Raw genomic sequence first — 18,685 nt, forward strand, 5'->3', positions numbered from 1 at the left:
GTGCTGGATGGTGAAGCGGTGGTAATCAAAGATATCGGTTTTGCTGGCGTGAAAGGTTTCGGCGGCGGATTTGACAATTACATGCTTTCCATGTTCGGAGAAGGAGCGATGAAAGCTTTTGTGCAGGAAGCCGTGGATGAAGCGTTGCGCCTCGACCGCGCGCTGGCCAGGCTCGATGCCGACCACGAGCATGTGAGCAAAAAAGTAGCGCTGATGCATTATTCGCCTATCAAGGAGACAGTGATCGGCGAGCCTGAGCCCATCTTTCCTTTCCTGGGGTCATCGCGCCTGTCGGAACCGTTGAACCGGAGACAGGTGGTGGCAGCGTTTCATGGCCACGCCCATGTAGGTACGCTGGAGGGGAAAACCAGCACCGGCGTGAGGGTCTTCAACGTCTCAAAACCCATTCTTGTCAAGGCAGGATATAAGTGTCCTTTTTACATGCTGGAAGTTTGAAGTTTCCGGTTTAAAGTTTCAAGTTTAAAACACACGCTAGACACGCACGGACACGGTTTTCGGCGGATCTTTATTTTCCCAAGGCGTAAGAATTACTTATGAATTCAACAATCTTGTGTTCATTTATTGATTTAATTGCTGCTTAAATGCCTGAATTTCGGGTGCCGATAGTCAGGATTTCAGCCCATGCCACGAAAAATTGCTAATCTCTGGATCATTGATGACGACCCCATGGCCTCTTTTTACATCAAAAGGCTGGCCGAGCTGGGAGAGCTTGCAGATATTATTACCATCTACGATAAAGCCCGTGGCGCCGTAGATTACCTGTTGCATCACCGGCAAACGGTGGAACATCTGCCAGACGTGATCCTGCTCGACATTTATATGCCCGAGCTCGACGGGTGGGGGTTTCTCCAGGAGTTTGCCAAGATCAAAGACCAGCTTGCCAAACCTATTGAAATATATATCATCAGCTCTTCAGGTCACCTGAAAGATATCAACCGGGCCAATTCCATCCCCGAAGTAAAAGCCTACATTCAGAAACCGGTAACCAAAGAAAAACTGAGGGAGGTTGTAAAACCGCTGAAAGGCTGATTTCCGCCGTCATCCATTCTGGAATCAAAGGCATGTTTTTTTAACATTATGACCGAAAAGGAGCCTTCTTTTCATCGGTTTGGTCATGCATCATTTCAATTTTTACCGGATCCGGCCTGCAACAGCTTCGTTGCCAGCCGATCCAAAGGCCATTTATCCTTGCACTGACAGAATAAGATCGCTGTCCGGTCGTTCGTTATTGAAGAGACCTTCGCATGTACAACCGCTCCCGTTGAAGTATCCAGGCAACTCATTCATTACCGGCCTATGCGCATAAGATCTCTACTGTTTTTTTTCACAGCCCTGGCATCGATCACCGCACAAGCGCAGAAGGCACACTGGGCGGTGCCTGATTTTGCCGTAGCGCAATACGCGGGAAGCATCGGTTATTTCAGCGCCGGTGCGGGCTACGACGTGTTCAGATCGAAAGCGCGTTTCAGCGCCCACTATGGCTATGTGCCGGAGAACCGGGGCGGCAGGGTCAACGTGATCTCGACGAAGCTCTTCTTCAAACCGATGACACTCACCGTCTGGAACCGCGTGCGCATGAACCCCATCGACATCGGCCTCATGGCGAGTTATAACGATCATAACAAAGCTGAATCGACCGGCCCTGAAGGCGACCGCCACAAAGGATATTACTGGTGGAACCCCGCGCTGCGCATGCACTTTGCCATGGAGAGCTCCGTCACCTACGAGTTTAAAAAAGGCCACTCCCTCCGGGCCATCACAGGCTACATCGAATACAACAGCAACGAGCTCTACTTCGTCAGCTTCTTACGCGATATCAATACCATCCGGTTGTCTGATGTTGTGAAGGTGGGGACGGGTTTCAGAATCTACTTTAATGAAAGAAAAGAAGCCCGGAGCCAGAAGAAGGACTAGTAGGAAGTACGAGGGACGAGGGACGAAGTACGAGGGAAAAATCCCCTTGTAGCGAAGTGCTCATGGCAAAACAGACGCGCGAATTAAGTACGCAGTAACTGTTCGGGGGATCCTTCGCTCACACAGACCATCGCACTGGCCACGCTCTGGATGATGGTCTTCGAATAGACAGTACTGCACGGCCGTGGACCGTCGACTGTGGACTGTGGACCTTTCAACGCATCGCTTCGATGCCACACACCAAATAAACCAACGGCGCATTCCAGTTAATGGCTACCTCATTACTTGCATAAGAGCAAACGTCGTCGATGTAGGCTTCATCGGGGATGGAGGATGGATATGCGCATTTGTCTTGCATGCCGGGGTTGGGGCCGCCTGCGAGAAGACCGGGCACCGGTGCTGTGACGCCATCAGCTTCTGAAGGGCGATGGTGTGGATGCATGGGTGTTTTGCTTCCGTGGCCCGTCACAAAAGAATATCCCGTGGCATTTCTGCCCAGCAGGTAATCGAGATTGGATAGGGCATGATCTGCATATCGCTTATCGCCGCTGATGCGGTATGCCTGGATCAGGAGGATGCCCTGGTTCGCCGCTACGGCATTGCTGCCCCAGACAAAATCTTTTGGCGTGGAGCCCATCACCGTGTGATAGGGATGTGAACCGACATCTTTGATCATGTCGCCGGCAAATTGCACGATGCGCTGTTTCATTTCTGCAACAACGGGCTGTGCCTCCGCAGGCAGTTGTTTTTCGTGGCGGATCAAGGTATAGTATCCGAGCAGGCGCACCTGGTTCCAGGTGGGCACCAGCAGCGCTCCCGGTGAGAGACCGATCGCATTCCTGTATTGCGCATCTTTTGTAGTGGCGTAGAGCTCCGCGGCAGCCCAGCTGAACTCGTCAGAAAAATCACGGTCACCATAGGCGCCGGTGGTCACATCCGGATCGAAGGCTTCGTTCATTTTGTTCTGGTCGTACTTTACGTCGGGATTTTTTTGCGCCCACTTCCAGGCATGCTGCGCGGCCCTGAGGCACGAGTCGGCCAGCCCCGGAAACTGACGTTCAAATTTTCGCAACACGCGTACGGCCTGTGCGCTGACAGCAGCAAGGTTCAAAGCGGCGGCGGTTCCCTTCTGCACCACATACCTTGGCGTGGTAGCCTGATCAGGCATCACCATCGGGTCGAACCTGGCATTGGTGCATTTGTGATAAACACCTCCGTCGGCGGGATCCTGCATCGTGAGCATCCAGCGCAGGTTCCACAAAATTTCATCGAGCACGTCGGGAACATCGTTGCCGCTTTCAGGGATCGCGAGCTTCAGCGTATCGAAATATGCCGGAAAATCTTCATAGGCTGAAAGCAAAGTACCTGTTGTAATACCGCTGTTGACGATGTACTTGTTGTAATCACCTGCATCGATCCAGCCCCGTGGACTCGATATCACCGTGCCTGCGGGTCTTTTCTCCGTGGCTGCCGAAGGATGCACGATCACCTCGCGATGGGTTGGACCCGAAGCCCTGCTCCACTGGCCGGCATACTGCGGTGTTAAAGCCATGGAGAAGCGCTGATAATAAAAGGCCTTGATGGACGCTTTGGCAACCCCTTCATGAATTTTTTCGCGGATCTCGAACGGGTAAGAATAGCCGAGGCCGGGAATCACCACTACGAACCGGCCCGGTGTTTTAAAAGCTGAAAAATCGGCGAGCCTGGTTGGCTTCGGAGAAAACGCAGAGCGTTTCACATCGCTCAGCTTACCGCTGAAATATTTTTGTTTCAGGTCCGGTGATGCAATGTAGAACTCGCTGTAGGCCTCCCCCGCCACCACCGCTATCTTTTGCGCCGGCGGGTAAAAACCGATCTGGTTGGTCCGAATATTCTCGGATAATTTTTCCTGGGCTTCGGAAGCACAGGAGATCATAAACACCATGAGCAGCAACACTACTCCCCGGTGACTGCTGATGTGAAAACGCATATGTTGTTGCATGTGTGTCAGGCTACGGAAGAAAAGATAATAAAAAAGCAAGGACCTTTTCAGATCCTTGCTCCCAACTAAACTAAATATTAACGGGTACGGTTTACGATCCGGACATTGTCAACGGTGATCGTGCCATCTATATCCGTTGCGGTTGCATTGTTGATCACCAGGCGGATCTCATGCGTGCCCTGCTTGAGGATGTCTCCGTAATTGGCCAGCTTCTTTCCTCCGGAGGTTGCCAGGTTTGAGAGCGGAACGGAAACGGTATACCAGTTACCATCGAGTGACTTCACTGCCTGCCCCAGCGGGTAAGCGTAGGAATACTCGGCGTCCAGGTTGATCCACACCAGCAGCTGAACTCCATCCAGGTTGTTGGTCGGTTTTTCCACCGCTACTTCCAGCCGCAGGTCCATGTCGCTGATGGCAGTTGCCGGTTCATAGCCAGCTCCTTCGGGGAACATCTTCTTGCCCCAGTAGGTAATATCGATCACCTTATCATTAGACCAGCCAAAGTTCTTGTTCAGCATGGTGCTGATGAGTCCGAACTTGTTGTCGATGGGTTTGATGATGCCGCCGGGGGTTGATGTGGTGATGTTCGAGCCCTGGATTCCCCATCCAAAAGGATTGAGGTCATCAAAGTTCATGAACATGCCGGTCTTGTTGCCGAACTGGCTTCTCACAGTCTGGCTGGAGAGACCACTGTTAGAGGCAACGAAAATATGTCCGCCAGACGCGGAAACGCCGGCCGGGACAGTAACCTTGAGCCAGGTGCCGTCAGGTGCCGTAGTGATGTTCGTGCCCAGCACATTGCCGGGGAACGCAACAGCCTGAACGAAGTAGAAATACTTACCGGTAAGGGTAATGGTCTCTCCTGCTTTAGCCATTTCGTTGCTCACCGACTCGATGATGGCTGGCGGAGGCAGGGTCTCGAAGTTATACGAGAAGCTCTGCCCGTCTTTTGTCACCACCCGCATGGTGTTGGATACATTGGGATTGGTAGCAATGGTCGGCACCTGGTCCACAATGGTTACAACGATGCTGCTATTGGAAACATAGCTGGGCAGCAGCTTCACATCATAGTCGTTCAGGTACAGTTTGGTGACTCCTCCGAGGTTGCGTCCCTGGATCACCAGCACGGCGCCGAGCGGAGCCTGCGTCAGGGAAACATCGCGCGTGGCAGGGTTGGTCAGCCGCACATTCGTGATGACCGGTGCCTCCGCTTCATCATCGCACGAGAGCAACACCGCCGAAGCAGCGATCATCACCAGGCACGATAGGTATAATGCGTGTATCTTTTTCATAGTTATAAATGATTTAAAGCTTAACGGATCAGTCTCTGCCCAGTGTTTTCATTTTACTAAAATCGTAAGCAACGGGCTCGGCATTCAGGTTCGGATTCTTCAAGAGGTCTCCTTCCGGAACGGGCAGCAGGAAGTCTCCACTGGTAGGCGTATAGTGCCTCGAGGCCAGGGTGATGGGCAGCGTTGCAGCGTTGCCGTTGTAGTTGCCCCTTTCCTGCGCCGCCAGCAGGGCGATCGCTTCGTCAGGCTTGTAGTAGTTCAGGCGCACATAGTCGAACCAGTTGTCACCTTCGTAGGCAAGCTCGCGCCTGCGCTCATTGAGGATGTCGTTAAAATTGAACTGGGTCAGGGCCACGTGGTTGGCGATGGACCGCGCGCGCACGGCATTCAGCGCTTTCAAAGCTTCAGCGTCGCTGGTGGTTGCGTTGTTACCCAGGATCGCTTCGGCGTAGATCAGGTACACATCGCCCAGTCTCAGCAGGTGCGTGCTCAGGTCGGTCTTCATAAAAGCAATGAGGCCACCACCTTCGGCTTCGTTATCCTTCGCATTTCCTACAATGTGTTTCCTGGCCCATGCGCCTGTAGGCGACTGGAATTGCGAGCCACCATCCCAGGTCACCTTGAGGCCTTTCGGGCTGTTGGCGTTGGTGGGATCACTCGGCTTGTCGCGCTGAAGGTCGGTATAAAAATCGCCGTCCATCATCATCGTAGATTTTCTCCTGGAGTCGTTCGTCACACGATTGCCCGCGCCGATCCTTGTTGCGTCTTCACCGAACAGCTGCTGCAGGTTGATGGAAGGGCCGCTCCATGTTCCCCATCCGTCTCCAAAACCCGTGAGGTTCTGCACGGCGAGGTCTGCCTGCATGGCATTCTGCGAGCCCCAGGCTTCTGCCGACTGCCAGTGCCATGAGAGCAGGTTCTCCGGATTGCGGTTGCCGGTGGAGATCCTGAACAGGTTCCAGTAAACAGGCTCCAGCTTCAGCGAAGAATTGACCACCATACCGGCGTACTCTTTTGCCTTGTCAAGGTCTGCCTGTTTGCGGGTGCCGATCTGGCCTACGCCCGATCTTGTGAGATAAACCTTCGCCAGCAGTCCATATGCCGTGTAGCGGTTGATCCTTCCGGGAAGATTCTCCTGGGGAAGCAGCTCGCCGGCACGTGTCAGCATTCTGACAATGTACTCGTATATGTCGGCCGTTGTATTCCTGTATAACCTTACGGCCGATCCATCGGTGATCGACTCGGAATTGCTTTCGATGATCGGAACCGGTCCGAACGATCTTACGAGGTAGAAATACGCCATGGATTTCCACACGAGCGCTTCGCCCAATGCCCTGTTCACAACTGCCTTGTCAAGCGATGCCGGCGCATATTTGGTGACGCCTTCAAGCACACTGTTGGCATATCCCACCGCCATCCACAGTGAATTGTATGCTTCACTGATGCCGGAGGTGGTAGCGTTAACGTTGAATGTATAGAAGGGATTGTCAGCGCCCTTATGCTCGTTGCCGGCCATCACATCGCCGATGTTAATGAACGAGCGCTGGAAATCGAACCAGACCCCGCCATACAGCGCATTGACCGTTGCATTGATCTGGCTCTCGGTCTTGAACCATTCTTCTGCAACATAGGCATCCTGCGGAGGGCGGTTCAGGAACTCGTCGCCGCATCCGGTGGGCACCACGCTTAACAGTGCCAGCATCCAGAAAATATATTTATACTGTTTCATAGTTTCTTCAATAAGGGTTGATTAAAATCCGAGGCTCAGGCCAACGGTGTACATTCTCGGAGAGGGGTAACGCCCGTTGTCTACGCCGAACAAGTTTCTGTCCCAGGTGTCCTGGCCCACCTCAGGATCGAATCCCGAATATTTGGTGAACGTGTAGGCGTTCTGCACCTGCGCGTAGACATATACGTTGCTGGCCTTGATCCTGCTGATCAGTGACGCAGGCAGTGTATAGCCAAGCCTGATGTTCCTGATCCTCAAATAGGATCCGTCTTCGATGTACCGGCTCGACACCCTTGTGTTCTCATTAGGGTCTGAGAAGGTTGCACGCGGAATGTCTGTATTCGGGTTGCTCACACGCACATTATTGATGTCGTTCCACCATCCATCGGTAGCGGCGTTGATGGGCTCGAGCTTGGCACGGTTGGTAACTTCCTTCAGCTGATTGTCCCACGCGCTTCTCATGGCAGCCAATCCTGATCCGTTGGGGTTCTTCATGGCATTGAATATCTTGTTACCATAAACTCCTACGAGGAATATCTCGAGTGAAAATCCACCATAACGAAAAGTGTTGTTGAACCCGAAAGAGAACTTGGGCTGCGGCGACCCAAGGTTTACCCGGTCGCGTGTATCGATGGTATCGTTCTTGTCGATGTCAGCGAACTTGAGATCGCCGGGCCACACAGTACCATCGCGCGAGAATATAGGCTGTCCGTCAGCACCAACATCGTTCTTAGGGTCCCACTGCACGGGGCTGTTCAGGATGTCTTCCTTATCCTTGAAGATGCCCACCACCTTGTATCCGTAGAAATTTCCCAGGGGCTGGCCATTCAGCGTGCGTGACACCAGTACGTTGCCCGAGGCGCCGATATTTCCGCTGAGGAACGCATCTTTTATGCCCAGGTCGAGCAACGTATTGCGGTTACGGGTAATGTTCAGGTCAGTATCCCACTGGAACTTGCCCGTGAGGTTTTTGCTGCTGACCTGGATCTCGAAACCTTTGTTCTCGAGCTCACCGAAGTTACCCCAGGGTGCTTCCCTTTTGACAGCGTCGTTTCCGATCGTTCCCATGTAGCCGGGGAGTTGCTGCACCAGCAGCAGGTCCGATGTAAGCTTGCGGTAATATTCGAAGGTGAGGGAGATCCTGTTCTCGAGGAACGCTGCGTCCACGCCAACATCCACCTGCTCGGAGCTTTCCCAGGTAATGAGCGGGTTACCGTAGTTTGTATACCTGAAGCCCAATCCAAGGTTGGTGGGCAGTGTGGCCAGCGTTTCACCATATTTGAATCCACCCTGATTGCCGGCGTTACCGGTCTTACCCCAGCTGGCGCGCAGTTTCAGGTTGCTGAGTGTTTTGATGTTTTGTAAGAATGGTTCACTTGTCAGCCTCCACGAAAGTGCTGCTGATGGAAAGTATCCCCATTTGTGGCCGGGACCGAAGTTACCGCTGCCGTCGGCGCGATAAGTGAAGGTTGCGTAATACTTCTCGTTGAAATTATAATTCAACCTTCCGTAGTACGACTCAAGCGCACCGCTGTTGGATGCATCCGCCGCCGTAAATTGCTTCGGATCGCCCAGGTCGATGGAGTGCACATCGTTGGTAGGCAGATCCCTGCCCGTAGCCCCTACGCTGTACCATCCCCATGATGAAGCTTCCTGGCCAAGCATGGCAGTGACATTGTGCACATTGGCAAACTGCTGGTTGAATGTGAGGTAATTCTTCACTTGCCAGAAGTAGCTCTGACCGCTTTGCCTTGAGATAGAGTTATGCTCATTCACGGCGCCGCCGCCGTAGTTGTAAGTAGGATTCCAGGAAGAGCTATTGTTGAGCTCTGCGTTTCCGCCGAACTCAGAACGCAGGGTCAGGCTCGGAAGGAACTTCAAGTCTGCATACACGTTGCCGATCACCGTGGCGCGCTTCAGGTAGTTTTTCTTGTCGAGGGCTTGCGCGAGCGGGTTCACAAAAGCACCTTCGCTGCTTACGCCAGCATACGAGCCGTCGAAGTTGCGGGCAGGCACGTCGGGCCTTGCTTTAAGGGCGGTGCCGATGATGCCACCCCGGTCAAAGACGCCGAGCCGTTCATCTGTTTTACTAACAGCCAGGCTGTTTCCCACGGTCAGCCATTTTTTAACGTCCGTATCCAGGTTTACACGCAACGAATAGCGGTCGAAATTTGAGCCGAGAATCATACCATCCTGTTTGAAATATCCTCCGGTGATCACATACCTGGTCTTGTCTCCACCGCTCAGGGTGAGCTGATGATTCATCACCGGCGCTGTTCTGAAGATCTCCTTCTGCCAGTCGGTTCCTTCACCCAACACTGATGGATCTGCAAACATCGGATCGGGAGTCTCTCCTGCGGTTTCCGCGGCCCAATCGTTCCTGAACTCGGCATATTCGCGCAGGTTCATCATCTCCATTTTTACGGGAGCCTGCTGCACGCCGTAGTAGCCGTCATACGCTACCTTGGCCTCGCCTTTTTTTCCACGTTTGGTAGTGATGATCACCACGCCGTTCGAGCCCCGGTTTCCGTAAATGGCGGTGGCCGAAGCATCTTTCAGGATCTCGATGGATTCGATATCACTCGGGTTGATGGTCGACAGCGGACTGTACGTAGTTTTTCCTGCACCACCCACTGCGCCAAGACCCATTTCATAAACGTTCCGGTTGTTGCCTGAGATCGGCACACCGTCGATCACATACAAAGGCTCCGTATCTCCATTAACAGAAGAGGTACCCCTGATGCGGATGGAAACGCTGCCACCGGGCTGACCCGACATTTGTGTAGCCGTGATACCGGCAACACGTCCGATCAGACCCTGGTCGATACCCGTTGTAACACTCTGGTTGATGGTCTCGCCTTTTACCGATACCACCGCACCGGTGAGATCGCTTTTCTTCACTTCACCATAACCGATCACAACAACCTCCTGCAGTGTTTTGATATCTTCGGCAAGTTTGATGTTCACAACGGTGAGGTTACCGACACGAACCTCCTGCGGCTCGTAACCGATGAATGAAATGCTGAGCACATCGGTTTCGGTCGCCTGGATGCCGAAGTTCCCATCAACATCGGTGGTGGTGCCCGAGGATGTGCCCTTGAGCACGATGTTTACACCGGGCAATGGCGAACCAGCCTCGTCTGTGATCTTACCTGTTATCAGCCGTTGCTGCGCGAACGCAACACTGCAGACGAACAGAAATAAAAACACCGAAGCCAGTCTGTTTAAGCCTCTGTAGTTTTTCTTCATACGCTTTCGTTTTGGTTAAGGGTTAAATTGTAAAATTGGATATGTTCTAGTTGTTTGAAACCTGATCAAGGACGTTTGAGAGACAAGGCCTTCCCCGCATAAGCGATCACCTGTGCGGGACGAGCCGTGAAGCCCATCCCGACAGGTTGATCATTGTTTACCCAAACAATCTCAAATTTTCTCTCCTTCAGCATGCCTGCATAGGCGCCCTGACGAGGTCCGATCGTCAGCGTCTGCGAGGCTTCATCATAGGAAAGTGATATTGTTGCATATTGACCTTGCTCATAGTTGTAGTTAACACCTTCGTCTTCATAAAGTGTGAAAGATGCATCCTTGCCTGTATACACATATAGTGTCAGTGGATCGGCAGGCTTTTGCGAGGTGAACTGGATCTCAGGCCCGGCAGGGATGATCGACCCCTCTCTGACAAACACAGGCATTTTATCCAGCGGCGCCTCCGCTTCAACGGTTTGCCCTCCTTCGAAGTATTTTCCGGTGTACAGGTCATACCATCCGCATGATTCCGGCAGGTAGACCTTGCGTGAGCGTGCCTTGTATTCGTAAACAGGGTTCACCAGCAGCGCAGGACCGAACATATACTGATCGGCGATATTGCGCACATGCGTGTCAGCCGGGAAATCCATCACCAGCCCGCGCATCAGGGTATAGTCTTCAAAATAGCTGCGACCGGCAAGTGAATACAGGTAAGGCATCAGCCGGTAGCGCAGCTTGTCGTAGTACACCATGCTCCGGTAAGCTTCATGGCCTTCAGGGGCGATGTTGAAGATCTCACGGAAGGGATACTGGCCGTGCGAGCGGAAGATGGGACAGAACGCACCGTACTGGAACCACCTTGTATTGAGCTCACGCCATTCATTCAGTGTTTCGCCCGTGGCCTTCTCGTACCTGCGCTCAACGGCAAACCCGCCGATGTCCATGGTCCAGTAAGGAATACCCGACAGCGAGAAGTTGATACCGGTGGCGATCTGGTCCTGGAAATCGCTCCAACGCGATACGATGTCTCCACTCCAGGTAGCCGCACCGTAGCGCTGCTGCCCCGCGAAAGCGGAACGGGTAAGAATGAACACACGTTTATCAGGACTTGACTTGCGCTGCCCTTCATAAACACTGCGCGCGTTCATAAGTGAATAGGCATTGAAGTATTTTGCGCCCGGTCCCATCGCCGTAGGACTCATATTGATCTTGCGTTCCTCCAGCGAAAGGTTGGAGTGCATGTCGGGCTCGGTTGCATCGAGCCACCATGCATCGATGCCCAGGCGGTTGAGCCTTGCATCGATCTGGTGCCAGAACATGGCGCCGGCGGCAGGGTTGAACGGATCATAAAAAGTAGACTCGTAACCTACGCCCACCCAGTCTTTCCGTTTCTTTTCCACGTTGCGCGCAAAAAGAAATCCGTTGCGGCTCATCTCTTCATAGTTCCTGGTGCCCTTGTTGAACTTCGGCCACACCGAGATCATGAGGCGGGCGTTCAGCTTGTTGTGAAGCTCATCCACCATGCGCTGCGGATCCGGGAACCGCGTTGCATCAAATTCATGGGAGCCCCACTTGGGATCTTCCCAATATTGCCAGTCGAGCACAATGTTGTCGAGGGGAATGTTACGCTTGCGGTATTCTTTCACCACATCGGTAAGCTCCTGCTGCGAACGGTAGCGCTCGCGACTCTGCCAAAAGCCCATGGCCCATTGGGGAACGATGGGGGCCTTGCCCGTAAGCCTGCGATAGCCGCCGATCACATCGTCGGCATTGTCGCCTTTGATAAAATAGTAGTTGATCTCATCGGCAACTTCAGAAAAAAAGGAAAGATCATTCTGCTCCTTTTCAGGAAGAGGATCAAGATGCTTCACGGCCATGTAGCCCCCATGGTCGGGATCCCATTCTATTTTCAGCGAATGCTTCTCCCCTTTTTTAATAGCGGTTGTGAACTTGTTCGTCCAGGGGTTCCAGTTCTGCCGCCATTTGTCGAGCACCAGCTGGTCATCCACCCACACCTTGAAATAACCTGAGGCATACACGAGAAACTTGTGCGGCCCCTCCACATCTGACGCGAAGAGTCCCTGCCACACCACCTTTCCTTTCTGCGCAACATCTTTGGGGAAATTGTCAACTTGAGGTGTCTCGAGGTACTCGAACTCGATCTTATCTTCGATCACACTTTTAACGATCTTGTCGCCAACATAATAATCAGCGCTCAGTCCGCCGGGCTTTTCTTCTTTTGTAAAAAGTTTCAGGGAGTTCAGCGGCTTGTAATCTCTCGGATCGCCAAACCTGCTGATGGAGTAGTTATCCCACAGGATGCCATAATTTTTGCTCGAGTAGAGGAAGGGAACAACGTCAACGATGTTGTGCTGCACGAGCTCCACATCCTGGCCCTTATAGTTCATCTGGCCGTTCTGATGGCCGCCCAAACCATAAAAGGCTTCGTCGGCCGGCGATTCAAACACCTGCCGTACCTGCCATGCCTTCTGATCTTCTACGGTGGTGGCGGTGAAGGTCTTGCCTCCGCCCCGCTGTTCGTGGAGGATCACGGCGCCGGTGCTGTCGGCAAAGGTCACCTCACCTGTGCTTAACGAAACGTTGGCCCGCAACGATGGCGTAACCAGCGTGGCCATTTCTTCAGACTCGATCAGCTGCCATGAGCCGTCTGTTTTCAGACCGGGCACCACCACAAGGCTCGGTGTTGTTGAAAAGGTATCGGCAGGGGTGGCTGTTACGTGGATGATATCGTTCGACACCACCTGAAGCCTCACCTGCCGGGCGCCGTCTGCCCGGGGATGAAGTGTTACTACGATGCCGTCATCAAGTTTCTGGACGGCTTGCTGCTGGTTGCAGGCCGTCAAAAGACACAACAGGAGAATAATGTTTGCTGAAAGAGCCCTCGTCATCGGTAAAATGTTTCAGTTCATTCGATTGCCGGTATAAGATTTCCGCAATCGGTTTCGATAAAGGTAGAGGGTAAACCGCCGTTGAATGGGTATTGAAATGTTCAGTAGTTGTGGCTGCGCCGTTAACAGAGGGGGTGAAAATGTTTCAAATCAGGGTCGGTTTTGTTAGCAGCTAGGCAGTTACGAAAATGCGTAACTGTCTGTGAATCAGGCCGGGGTTCGAAGAAGGAGGAGGTAAGGTACGAGGTACGAAGTACGTGAGCACCCTGATCGCAGATAGTGCGTTTCGCACAAATCGTACCTCGTACCTCGTATTTCGTACCTTCTATGGTTGTACCTTCTTAAAGCATGATAACTAATGCCATAGAGATGGCGATTGCGAAATAGAGAACGATCTCGAGAACAAACATCAGCCTGCCTTTCTTTTTCAGTCTTTCCATGCCGTAAACCCTGCTAAAATTCAAATGTACGCGCACACACGCTTTCAGGAGGTTATAAAATCGTTACGATTAGGGGGGCATTTGTTTATAATGCAAACTCGACCTCTATCAATCCGTTCAGTCCGGCATAATTCCTCGCACTGCTATACAGGTAATCCTCTGCATTTTCAACTATTCCTGCCTCAACAGGATTATTGTGCACGTAATCCAGTTTCTGGTCTATCATTTCATTGTAGAACAATTCAACGGCGTGATACTCGTTCTGCCAGAATTTATATTTCTCATGCTTTCTGCTATCATTTGCTTCGCGCCTGAAAATATCCAGCATCCATGATCTTCGGCTCTCCCGCTCGTTTTGCTCTATTGCTCGGCAGATATGAACAGACGTAAATTTCTTAAAGTCGCGGATAATCTCTTCAATCTTGTTTTCGGCGCTCCGTCCAACGATCATGTGAATGTGATTGCTCATCAAGCACCAGGCATAAACAACTAAGCCCTTTTCTTTCTGGCAATAGCGAAGAGAATCGAGCAATATGTCTCGATAAAGCTGACGTGTGAATACATCAACCCATTCAACAACAGCAAACGTTATAAAATAAGGACTGTCCTGATCTCGGACCTTGTATTTTTCGCTCATGAGAAGAGGGTCGTAAGCGTTTATTAATCCAAGATAGTAAATTCTTCGAGCAAGCGTAGTTTGTGAAACTAAGTTCCAGGTCCCCTCTGGGGCGGAAGTTTCTTCCGGCCCTTTTCTGGAAATCTTAGAATCGAAGCCCGGTCTTGATACGGAAATTACTTCCGTAACCGGGTCTGTTGTGGAACTAAGTTCCACTGCAAGAGTACAGCCCCGATCAAGGGGGAACAAAGCGCACGGAAATAACTTCCGCGCTAGTGGAGCTTCGAATCGTAGCCCCTGGGGCGGAAGTTTCTTCCGGCCCTTTCTGGAAATCTAGAATCGAAGTCCGGTCTTGATACGGAAGTTACTTCCGTAACTCAGTTACCTCTTCGCTCCCGCATACGCCGACGGCAGCACATTAAAATGATCTTTGAAGTACTTGCTGAAGTATTTGGGGTTGTTGAAGCCGACCTGGTAGGCGATCTCGGAAACGGTGAGCTGGCTTTTTTCCAGGAGCTGGGCGGCGCGTTGCAGGCGGATGGTGCGGATGAACTCGAGCGGCGACTTGCCGGTGAGCGCCAGCAGCTTTTTATACAGGTGCACACGGCTCATGCCCAGCTCGCGGCTGAACTCTTCTACCGTAAATTCGGCATCGCCCAGGTTGCTCTCTACCACCTTGATGGCATTCTGGATCAGCTTCTCATCGAGGGAAGTGATCGGCACATCGGCAGCTTTCACGTCGATGTGCTTGTGGAACATTTTCTGGAAGGCCTCACGCTGGGCCAGCAGGTTGCGGATGCGCGACTGTAAAATTTCGAAGTTGAAAGGTTTGGTTACGTAGTCGCTGGCGCCGCTGTCGAAGCCTTCTATTTTCTGCTCTTCGGCGGTGCGCGCGGTTAACAGGATCACGGGGATATGCGAGGTGCGCTGGTCGGTCCTGATCTTTTTGCAGAGCTCGATGCCATTCATTTCGGGCATCATGATGTCGCTCACGATCAGATCGGGTAAAGAAGCCAGGGCACGCTGTAGTCCTTCGTTTCCATTCTTGGCTTCCAGCACGGTATATTGAAGCTTGAGGTTGTCTTTGAGATAGAACCTGAAATCCTCGTTGTCCTCCACGAGCAGCAGCACCGGTTTTTTGCCGATGCGTTCGCCATGATGGTGGTACTCGGTAATTTCTTCGGATACGAATCCCGCTGATTCGATCGTCGCTCCGGGCGTATGGGGCACCAACTCTGTCAGGGGAAGCAGCACCGTAAAACAGCTCCCCTGCCCCGGCGCGCTTTCAACAGCAATAGACCCTCCGTGGATCTTTACAAATTCGCGCGTGATGGAAAGCCCGATGCCACTGCCCTGGTTCACCATACTTTTTGGTAAATCATGCTGGAAGAAACGTTCAAAGATCTTTTCCTGTTTGTCGACGGGGATGCCGATGCCGCTGTCTTTTACGTTGATGGCGAGCCATGTCGAATCGTCCTTGTCTGCGAAGCTCACCTCCACCGAGACGCTGCCATTCTCCGGCGTAAATTTGAACGCATTGGAAAGCAGGTTGAACAGTATCTTTTCGAGCTTATCCTGATCGAACAGTGTTTCGAGCTCCTGGATGGACGATTGAAAAGTAAACCGGATGTTCTTCTTTTCAGAAAGGTCTGAGAAGGAATAGAACACTTCACGGATAAATTTCACGATGTCGCCTTCCGAAGGATTGAATTTGATCTCCTGCACCTCCAGCTTCCTGAAGTCGAGCAACTGGTTCACAAGGTTCAGCAATCGCCTGGCGTTCCGGTGGATGAGCTCGAACTGGTTGCGCTGTTCTCCTGCGGCAGCGTGCTTCAACATTTTCTCCAACGGCGTTAGGATGAGCGTAAGGGGTGTGCGGAACTCATGGCTCACGTTGGTAAAGAATCTGATCTTCATCACATCGAGGTCATGCATGCGCTGGGCTGCCTCCCGCTCCTGCTGGATCCTGAAGTTCATACGTGCGTTGTAGAGGATCAGCCACCGGGCCAGGAACAGGGCTCCGAGAATCGCCACCGCATAGAGCACAAACGCGGTTCTGGACTTCCAGAAAGGTGGCAGCACAGTGATGGCCAGCGACGTTGGTGTTTCATTCCACACGCCGTCGTTGTTGGAAGCTTTTACCATGAAGGTATAGTTGCCTGGGTCAAGGTTCGTGTACGTCACCCGGCGGTGTGCCGCATCGGTCACGGCCCAGTCTTTGTCGAAGCCTTCCATCATGTATTTGTACTGGCTCTTCTCAGGATGAAAATTGCTGAGCACGGCAAACTCCAGGGAGAACACGTTGTCACTATGATCAAGCGTGAGGTGCTCAGTTTCATAGATCGCCTTTTGAAGCATCACCTTGCCGTTGAGCTCCTCGCCGATCTTCACGGTTTTGTTGAACACCTGGAGGTCGGTGAGGATAACCCGCGGCTTGTTCACGTTAAAGCCTATGTGCTCGGGCTTGAAGAGGTTAAAGCCACTGGCGCCGGCAAAGATCAGTTCACCGGCGGAGGTGCGGAACGCTGCATTCTCATTGAATTGTTTGCCCTGAAGTCCATCGGTCTCATCGTAGTTCCGGAACCGGATGGAAAGCGAGTCCTTTTTTCCCGGCACATAATCGATGATGAGGTTGGAGATGCCATGCGGTGTGCTCACCCACAGGTTGTGGTGGTCGTCTTCCAGCAGCGTGAGAATGGAATTGTGCGGAAGGCCATCTTCCTGCGTGTAGGCTGTGAAGGTTTTCGTTTTTTTATCGAACAGGTTCAGGCCGCCATAGGTCGCGATCCAGATCAGGCCGCGACTGTCCTCGAGCATTGCCAATATTGTGTTGTTGCTCAGCGTCTGCGGATTGTTCTGTTGATTGATATAGTGCGTGAATCGCCCGGATTGTTTGTCGAGCAGGTCGATGCCATAGCCCGTACCGATCCAGAGATTTCCTTCGCTGTCTTCCATGAAGGCCGGCACGTAGCTGCCATGAATGGAGTTGACACCGCCGATCTGGTAGTGATAGAACCGTTGCTTCTTGCGGTCAAAGAGATCGACACCATGGGTCAGTGTGCCGATCCAGAGATTGTCCTGCGAGTCTTCAAAAACTTCCCAGATGCTGTCGTCGCCGAGGCTGGCCGGGTCATCCGGATTGTGTTTGTAACGGGTGAACTTTCTGCCGTCAAAACTATTGAGCCCTCCGAAGTAAGTGCCGATCCACAGTTTTTTTTCGCGGTCGAAGCAGAGGCTGACGATCACATTGGTGCTAAGGCTGTTGGGATTTGATGGGTCGTGAAGATATTGGGTGAACTTGTTCTTCTTCCTGTCGAAGTAAATCAGGCCTCCGCCATTGGTGCCGATCCACAGGTTCTGCTTGTCGTCTTCAACAAAAGCGTTGATGTCGTTGAAGGGAAGGCTCGTTGCATCGGCGATCTGCTGCCGGTAGAGTCTGAAGCGATTGATGTTGGGGTGATAATACGAGACACCACTTTTGAAGGTGCCGGCCCAGATGATACCTTCCTTGTCTTTATACAGCACGTTGATGCTGTTCTGGCTGAGGCTCTTCTCATCTTCCTTGTTGTGTAAAATGTATTCGACTGAAAAATCGCGTTTGTCGATGAGGTTGATGCCGCCGTGATCCGTAGCTACCCATAAGATGCCCCTGTCGTCCTGAACAATACCCCGCACAATATCCATGTTCAGCTTCGGTTTTGGTGTGGTGCTGTCGATGTGCCGCCATGCCTGCGTGGTAGTATTGAAATAGAACAAGCCCGAATTGTTGTTGGGAATGTAGCACCAGAGATCGCCGTCGGTGTCCATGGTAAAATTGTATTCGAGCACTTCATTCCGGAAGCGCTGGTTCAGCTCGTGATTGCGGTAGGTGACCTTCAGCGTGGACGGATCTATCTTTTCAATGATGCCGTTGCTGTGCAGGATCCAGATGTTTCCCTTCGGATCTTCGGCCCACGATGTGATGCCGTTGGTAGTGAGGGAGGAACTATCGCCAGGCTGATGATCCAGCTTCACGGTCTGCCCGGTATTTTTCGCATACCGGAAGAGTCCTTGTGTGGCGTGAATGAACCAGTAGTTGCCTTTCGAATCTTTTTTGATGTCGTTGATCAGTCCTTCCGGGATGCCGTATTTCGCCAGGATCCGCTTCACATTGCGATGGAAAGTTTCCGTCAGTGGATCGTATACATTCGGTCCCGACCAGGTGTGGATCCATATTTTTCCGTCGGGACCTTCAAACAACTTGTTCACATCGTTGCTGATGACCGACGATGAATCGCCCGGGTCGTTGCGGTACACTTTAATGGTGTATCCGTCGTAGCGATTGAGTCCCGAGATGGTTCCCACCCATAAAAAACCGCGGCTGTCTTTTAGTACAGTTTTGATCTGGTTGTGAGACAGTCCTTTATTGACATCGATCCGCGTAAAGCGATATTGATGGGTTTGCGCTGAAAGCTGGATACAGCAGAGCCAGGGCAACAAACAGAAAAGAATGGGCCAGAATTTCATACGGATCCTTCAACCGTTCCACAATTTATGAAAT

10 protein-coding genes are annotated in these 18,685 nt (G+C 52.2%); 3 read left to right on the plus strand and 7 right to left on the minus strand.

Annotation, left to right across the window (positions count from 1 at the left end):
• The 3 genes from KK083_RS27580 to KK083_RS27590 form a co-directional block, all read left to right on the plus strand.
• A partial coding sequence (locus KK083_RS27580) for a metallophosphoesterase family protein (RefSeq protein WP_438834732.1) occupies positions 1–456 on the plus strand: 456 nt, incomplete at its 5' end.
• A gap of 186 nt (positions 457–642) precedes the next feature.
• A complete protein-coding gene (locus tag KK083_RS27585; RefSeq protein ID WP_254169371.1) occupies positions 643–1,050 on the plus strand; it encodes a response regulator in 408 nt (135 codons plus the stop codon).
• 267 nt (positions 1,051–1,317) lie between these two features.
• Positions 1,318–1,935, plus strand: coding sequence for a hypothetical protein (locus KK083_RS27590; RefSeq protein WP_254169372.1), 618 nt, complete (start codon positions 1,318–1,320; stop codon positions 1,933–1,935).
• A gap of 214 nt (positions 1,936–2,149) precedes the next feature.
• On the opposite strand, the gene KK083_RS27595 is transcribed toward KK083_RS27590, so the two are convergent.
• From KK083_RS27595 to KK083_RS27625, 7 genes are all read right to left on the minus strand, one after another.
• Positions 2,150–3,916 (minus strand): glycoside hydrolase family 9 protein, encoded by a 1,767-nt coding sequence (locus tag KK083_RS27595; RefSeq protein ID WP_254169373.1) that lies wholly within the window; start codon positions 3,914–3,916, stop codon positions 2,150–2,152.
• A gap of 77 nt (positions 3,917–3,993) precedes the next feature.
• Positions 3,994–5,208 (minus strand): glycan-binding surface protein, encoded by a 1,215-nt coding sequence (locus KK083_RS27600; protein ID WP_254169374.1) that lies wholly within the window; start codon positions 5,206–5,208, stop codon positions 3,994–3,996.
• A 28-nt stretch (positions 5,209–5,236) separates the two neighbouring features.
• Positions 5,237–6,937: a RagB/SusD family nutrient uptake outer membrane protein gene (locus KK083_RS27605; RefSeq protein WP_254169375.1), complete on the minus strand. Its 1,701-nt coding sequence runs from the start codon at positions 6,935–6,937 to the stop codon at positions 5,237–5,239.
• Positions 6,938–6,958: 21 nt separating this feature from the next.
• The gene (locus tag KK083_RS27610) at positions 6,959–10,186 is read right to left on the minus strand and encodes a SusC/RagA family TonB-linked outer membrane protein (protein ID WP_254169376.1); all 3,228 of its coding nucleotides are present in this window, start codon (positions 10,184–10,186) and stop codon (positions 6,959–6,961) included.
• A 65-nt stretch (positions 10,187–10,251) separates the two neighbouring features.
• Positions 10,252–13,089 (minus strand): glycoside hydrolase family 31 protein, encoded by a 2,838-nt coding sequence (locus tag KK083_RS27615; protein ID WP_254169377.1) that lies wholly within the window; start codon positions 13,087–13,089, stop codon positions 10,252–10,254.
• Positions 13,090–13,614: 525 nt separating this feature from the next.
• Positions 13,615–14,166 (minus strand): REP-associated tyrosine transposase, encoded by a 552-nt coding sequence (locus KK083_RS27620; RefSeq protein WP_254169378.1) that lies wholly within the window; start codon positions 14,164–14,166, stop codon positions 13,615–13,617.
• A 360-nt stretch (positions 14,167–14,526) separates the two neighbouring features.
• Positions 14,527–18,651 carry a hybrid sensor histidine kinase/response regulator transcription factor gene (locus KK083_RS27625; protein ID WP_254169379.1) on the minus strand — a complete coding sequence of 1,375 codons (4,125 nt, stop codon included), beginning with the start codon at positions 18,649–18,651 and terminating at the stop codon, positions 14,527–14,529.
• Positions 18,652–18,685: the final 34 nt, after the last annotated feature.

Source organism: Chryseosolibacter histidinae (genome assembly GCF_018598225.1).
Lineage (GTDB): Bacteria > Bacteroidota > Bacteroidia > Cytophagales > Cyclobacteriaceae > Chryseosolibacter > Chryseosolibacter histidini.

Coding starts and splice junctions, on each gene's coding strand:
- KK083_RS27585 (WP_254169371.1), top strand. CDS start 643: ATGCCACGAAAAATTGCTAATCTCTGGATCATTGATGACGACCCCATG.
- KK083_RS27590 (WP_254169372.1), top strand. CDS start 1,318: ATGCGCATAAGATCTCTACTGTTTTTTTTCACAGCCCTGGCATCGATC.
- KK083_RS27595 (WP_254169373.1), bottom strand. CDS start 3,916: ATGCAACAACATATGCGTTTTCACATCAGCAGTCACCGGGGAGTAGTG.
- KK083_RS27600 (WP_254169374.1), bottom strand. CDS start 5,208: ATGAAAAAGATACACGCATTATACCTATCGTGCCTGGTGATGATCGCT.
- KK083_RS27605 (WP_254169375.1), bottom strand. CDS start 6,937: ATGAAACAGTATAAATATATTTTCTGGATGCTGGCACTGTTAAGCGTG.
- KK083_RS27610 (WP_254169376.1), bottom strand. CDS start 10,186: ATGAAGAAAAACTACAGAGGCTTAAACAGACTGGCTTCGGTGTTTTTA.
- KK083_RS27615 (WP_254169377.1), bottom strand. CDS start 13,089: ATGACGAGGGCTCTTTCAGCAAACATTATTCTCCTGTTGTGTCTTTTG.
- KK083_RS27620 (WP_254169378.1), bottom strand. CDS start 14,166: ATGAGCGAAAAATACAAGGTCCGAGATCAGGACAGTCCTTATTTTATA.
- KK083_RS27625 (WP_254169379.1), bottom strand. CDS start 18,651: ATGAAATTCTGGCCCATTCTTTTCTGTTTGTTGCCCTGGCTCTGCTGT.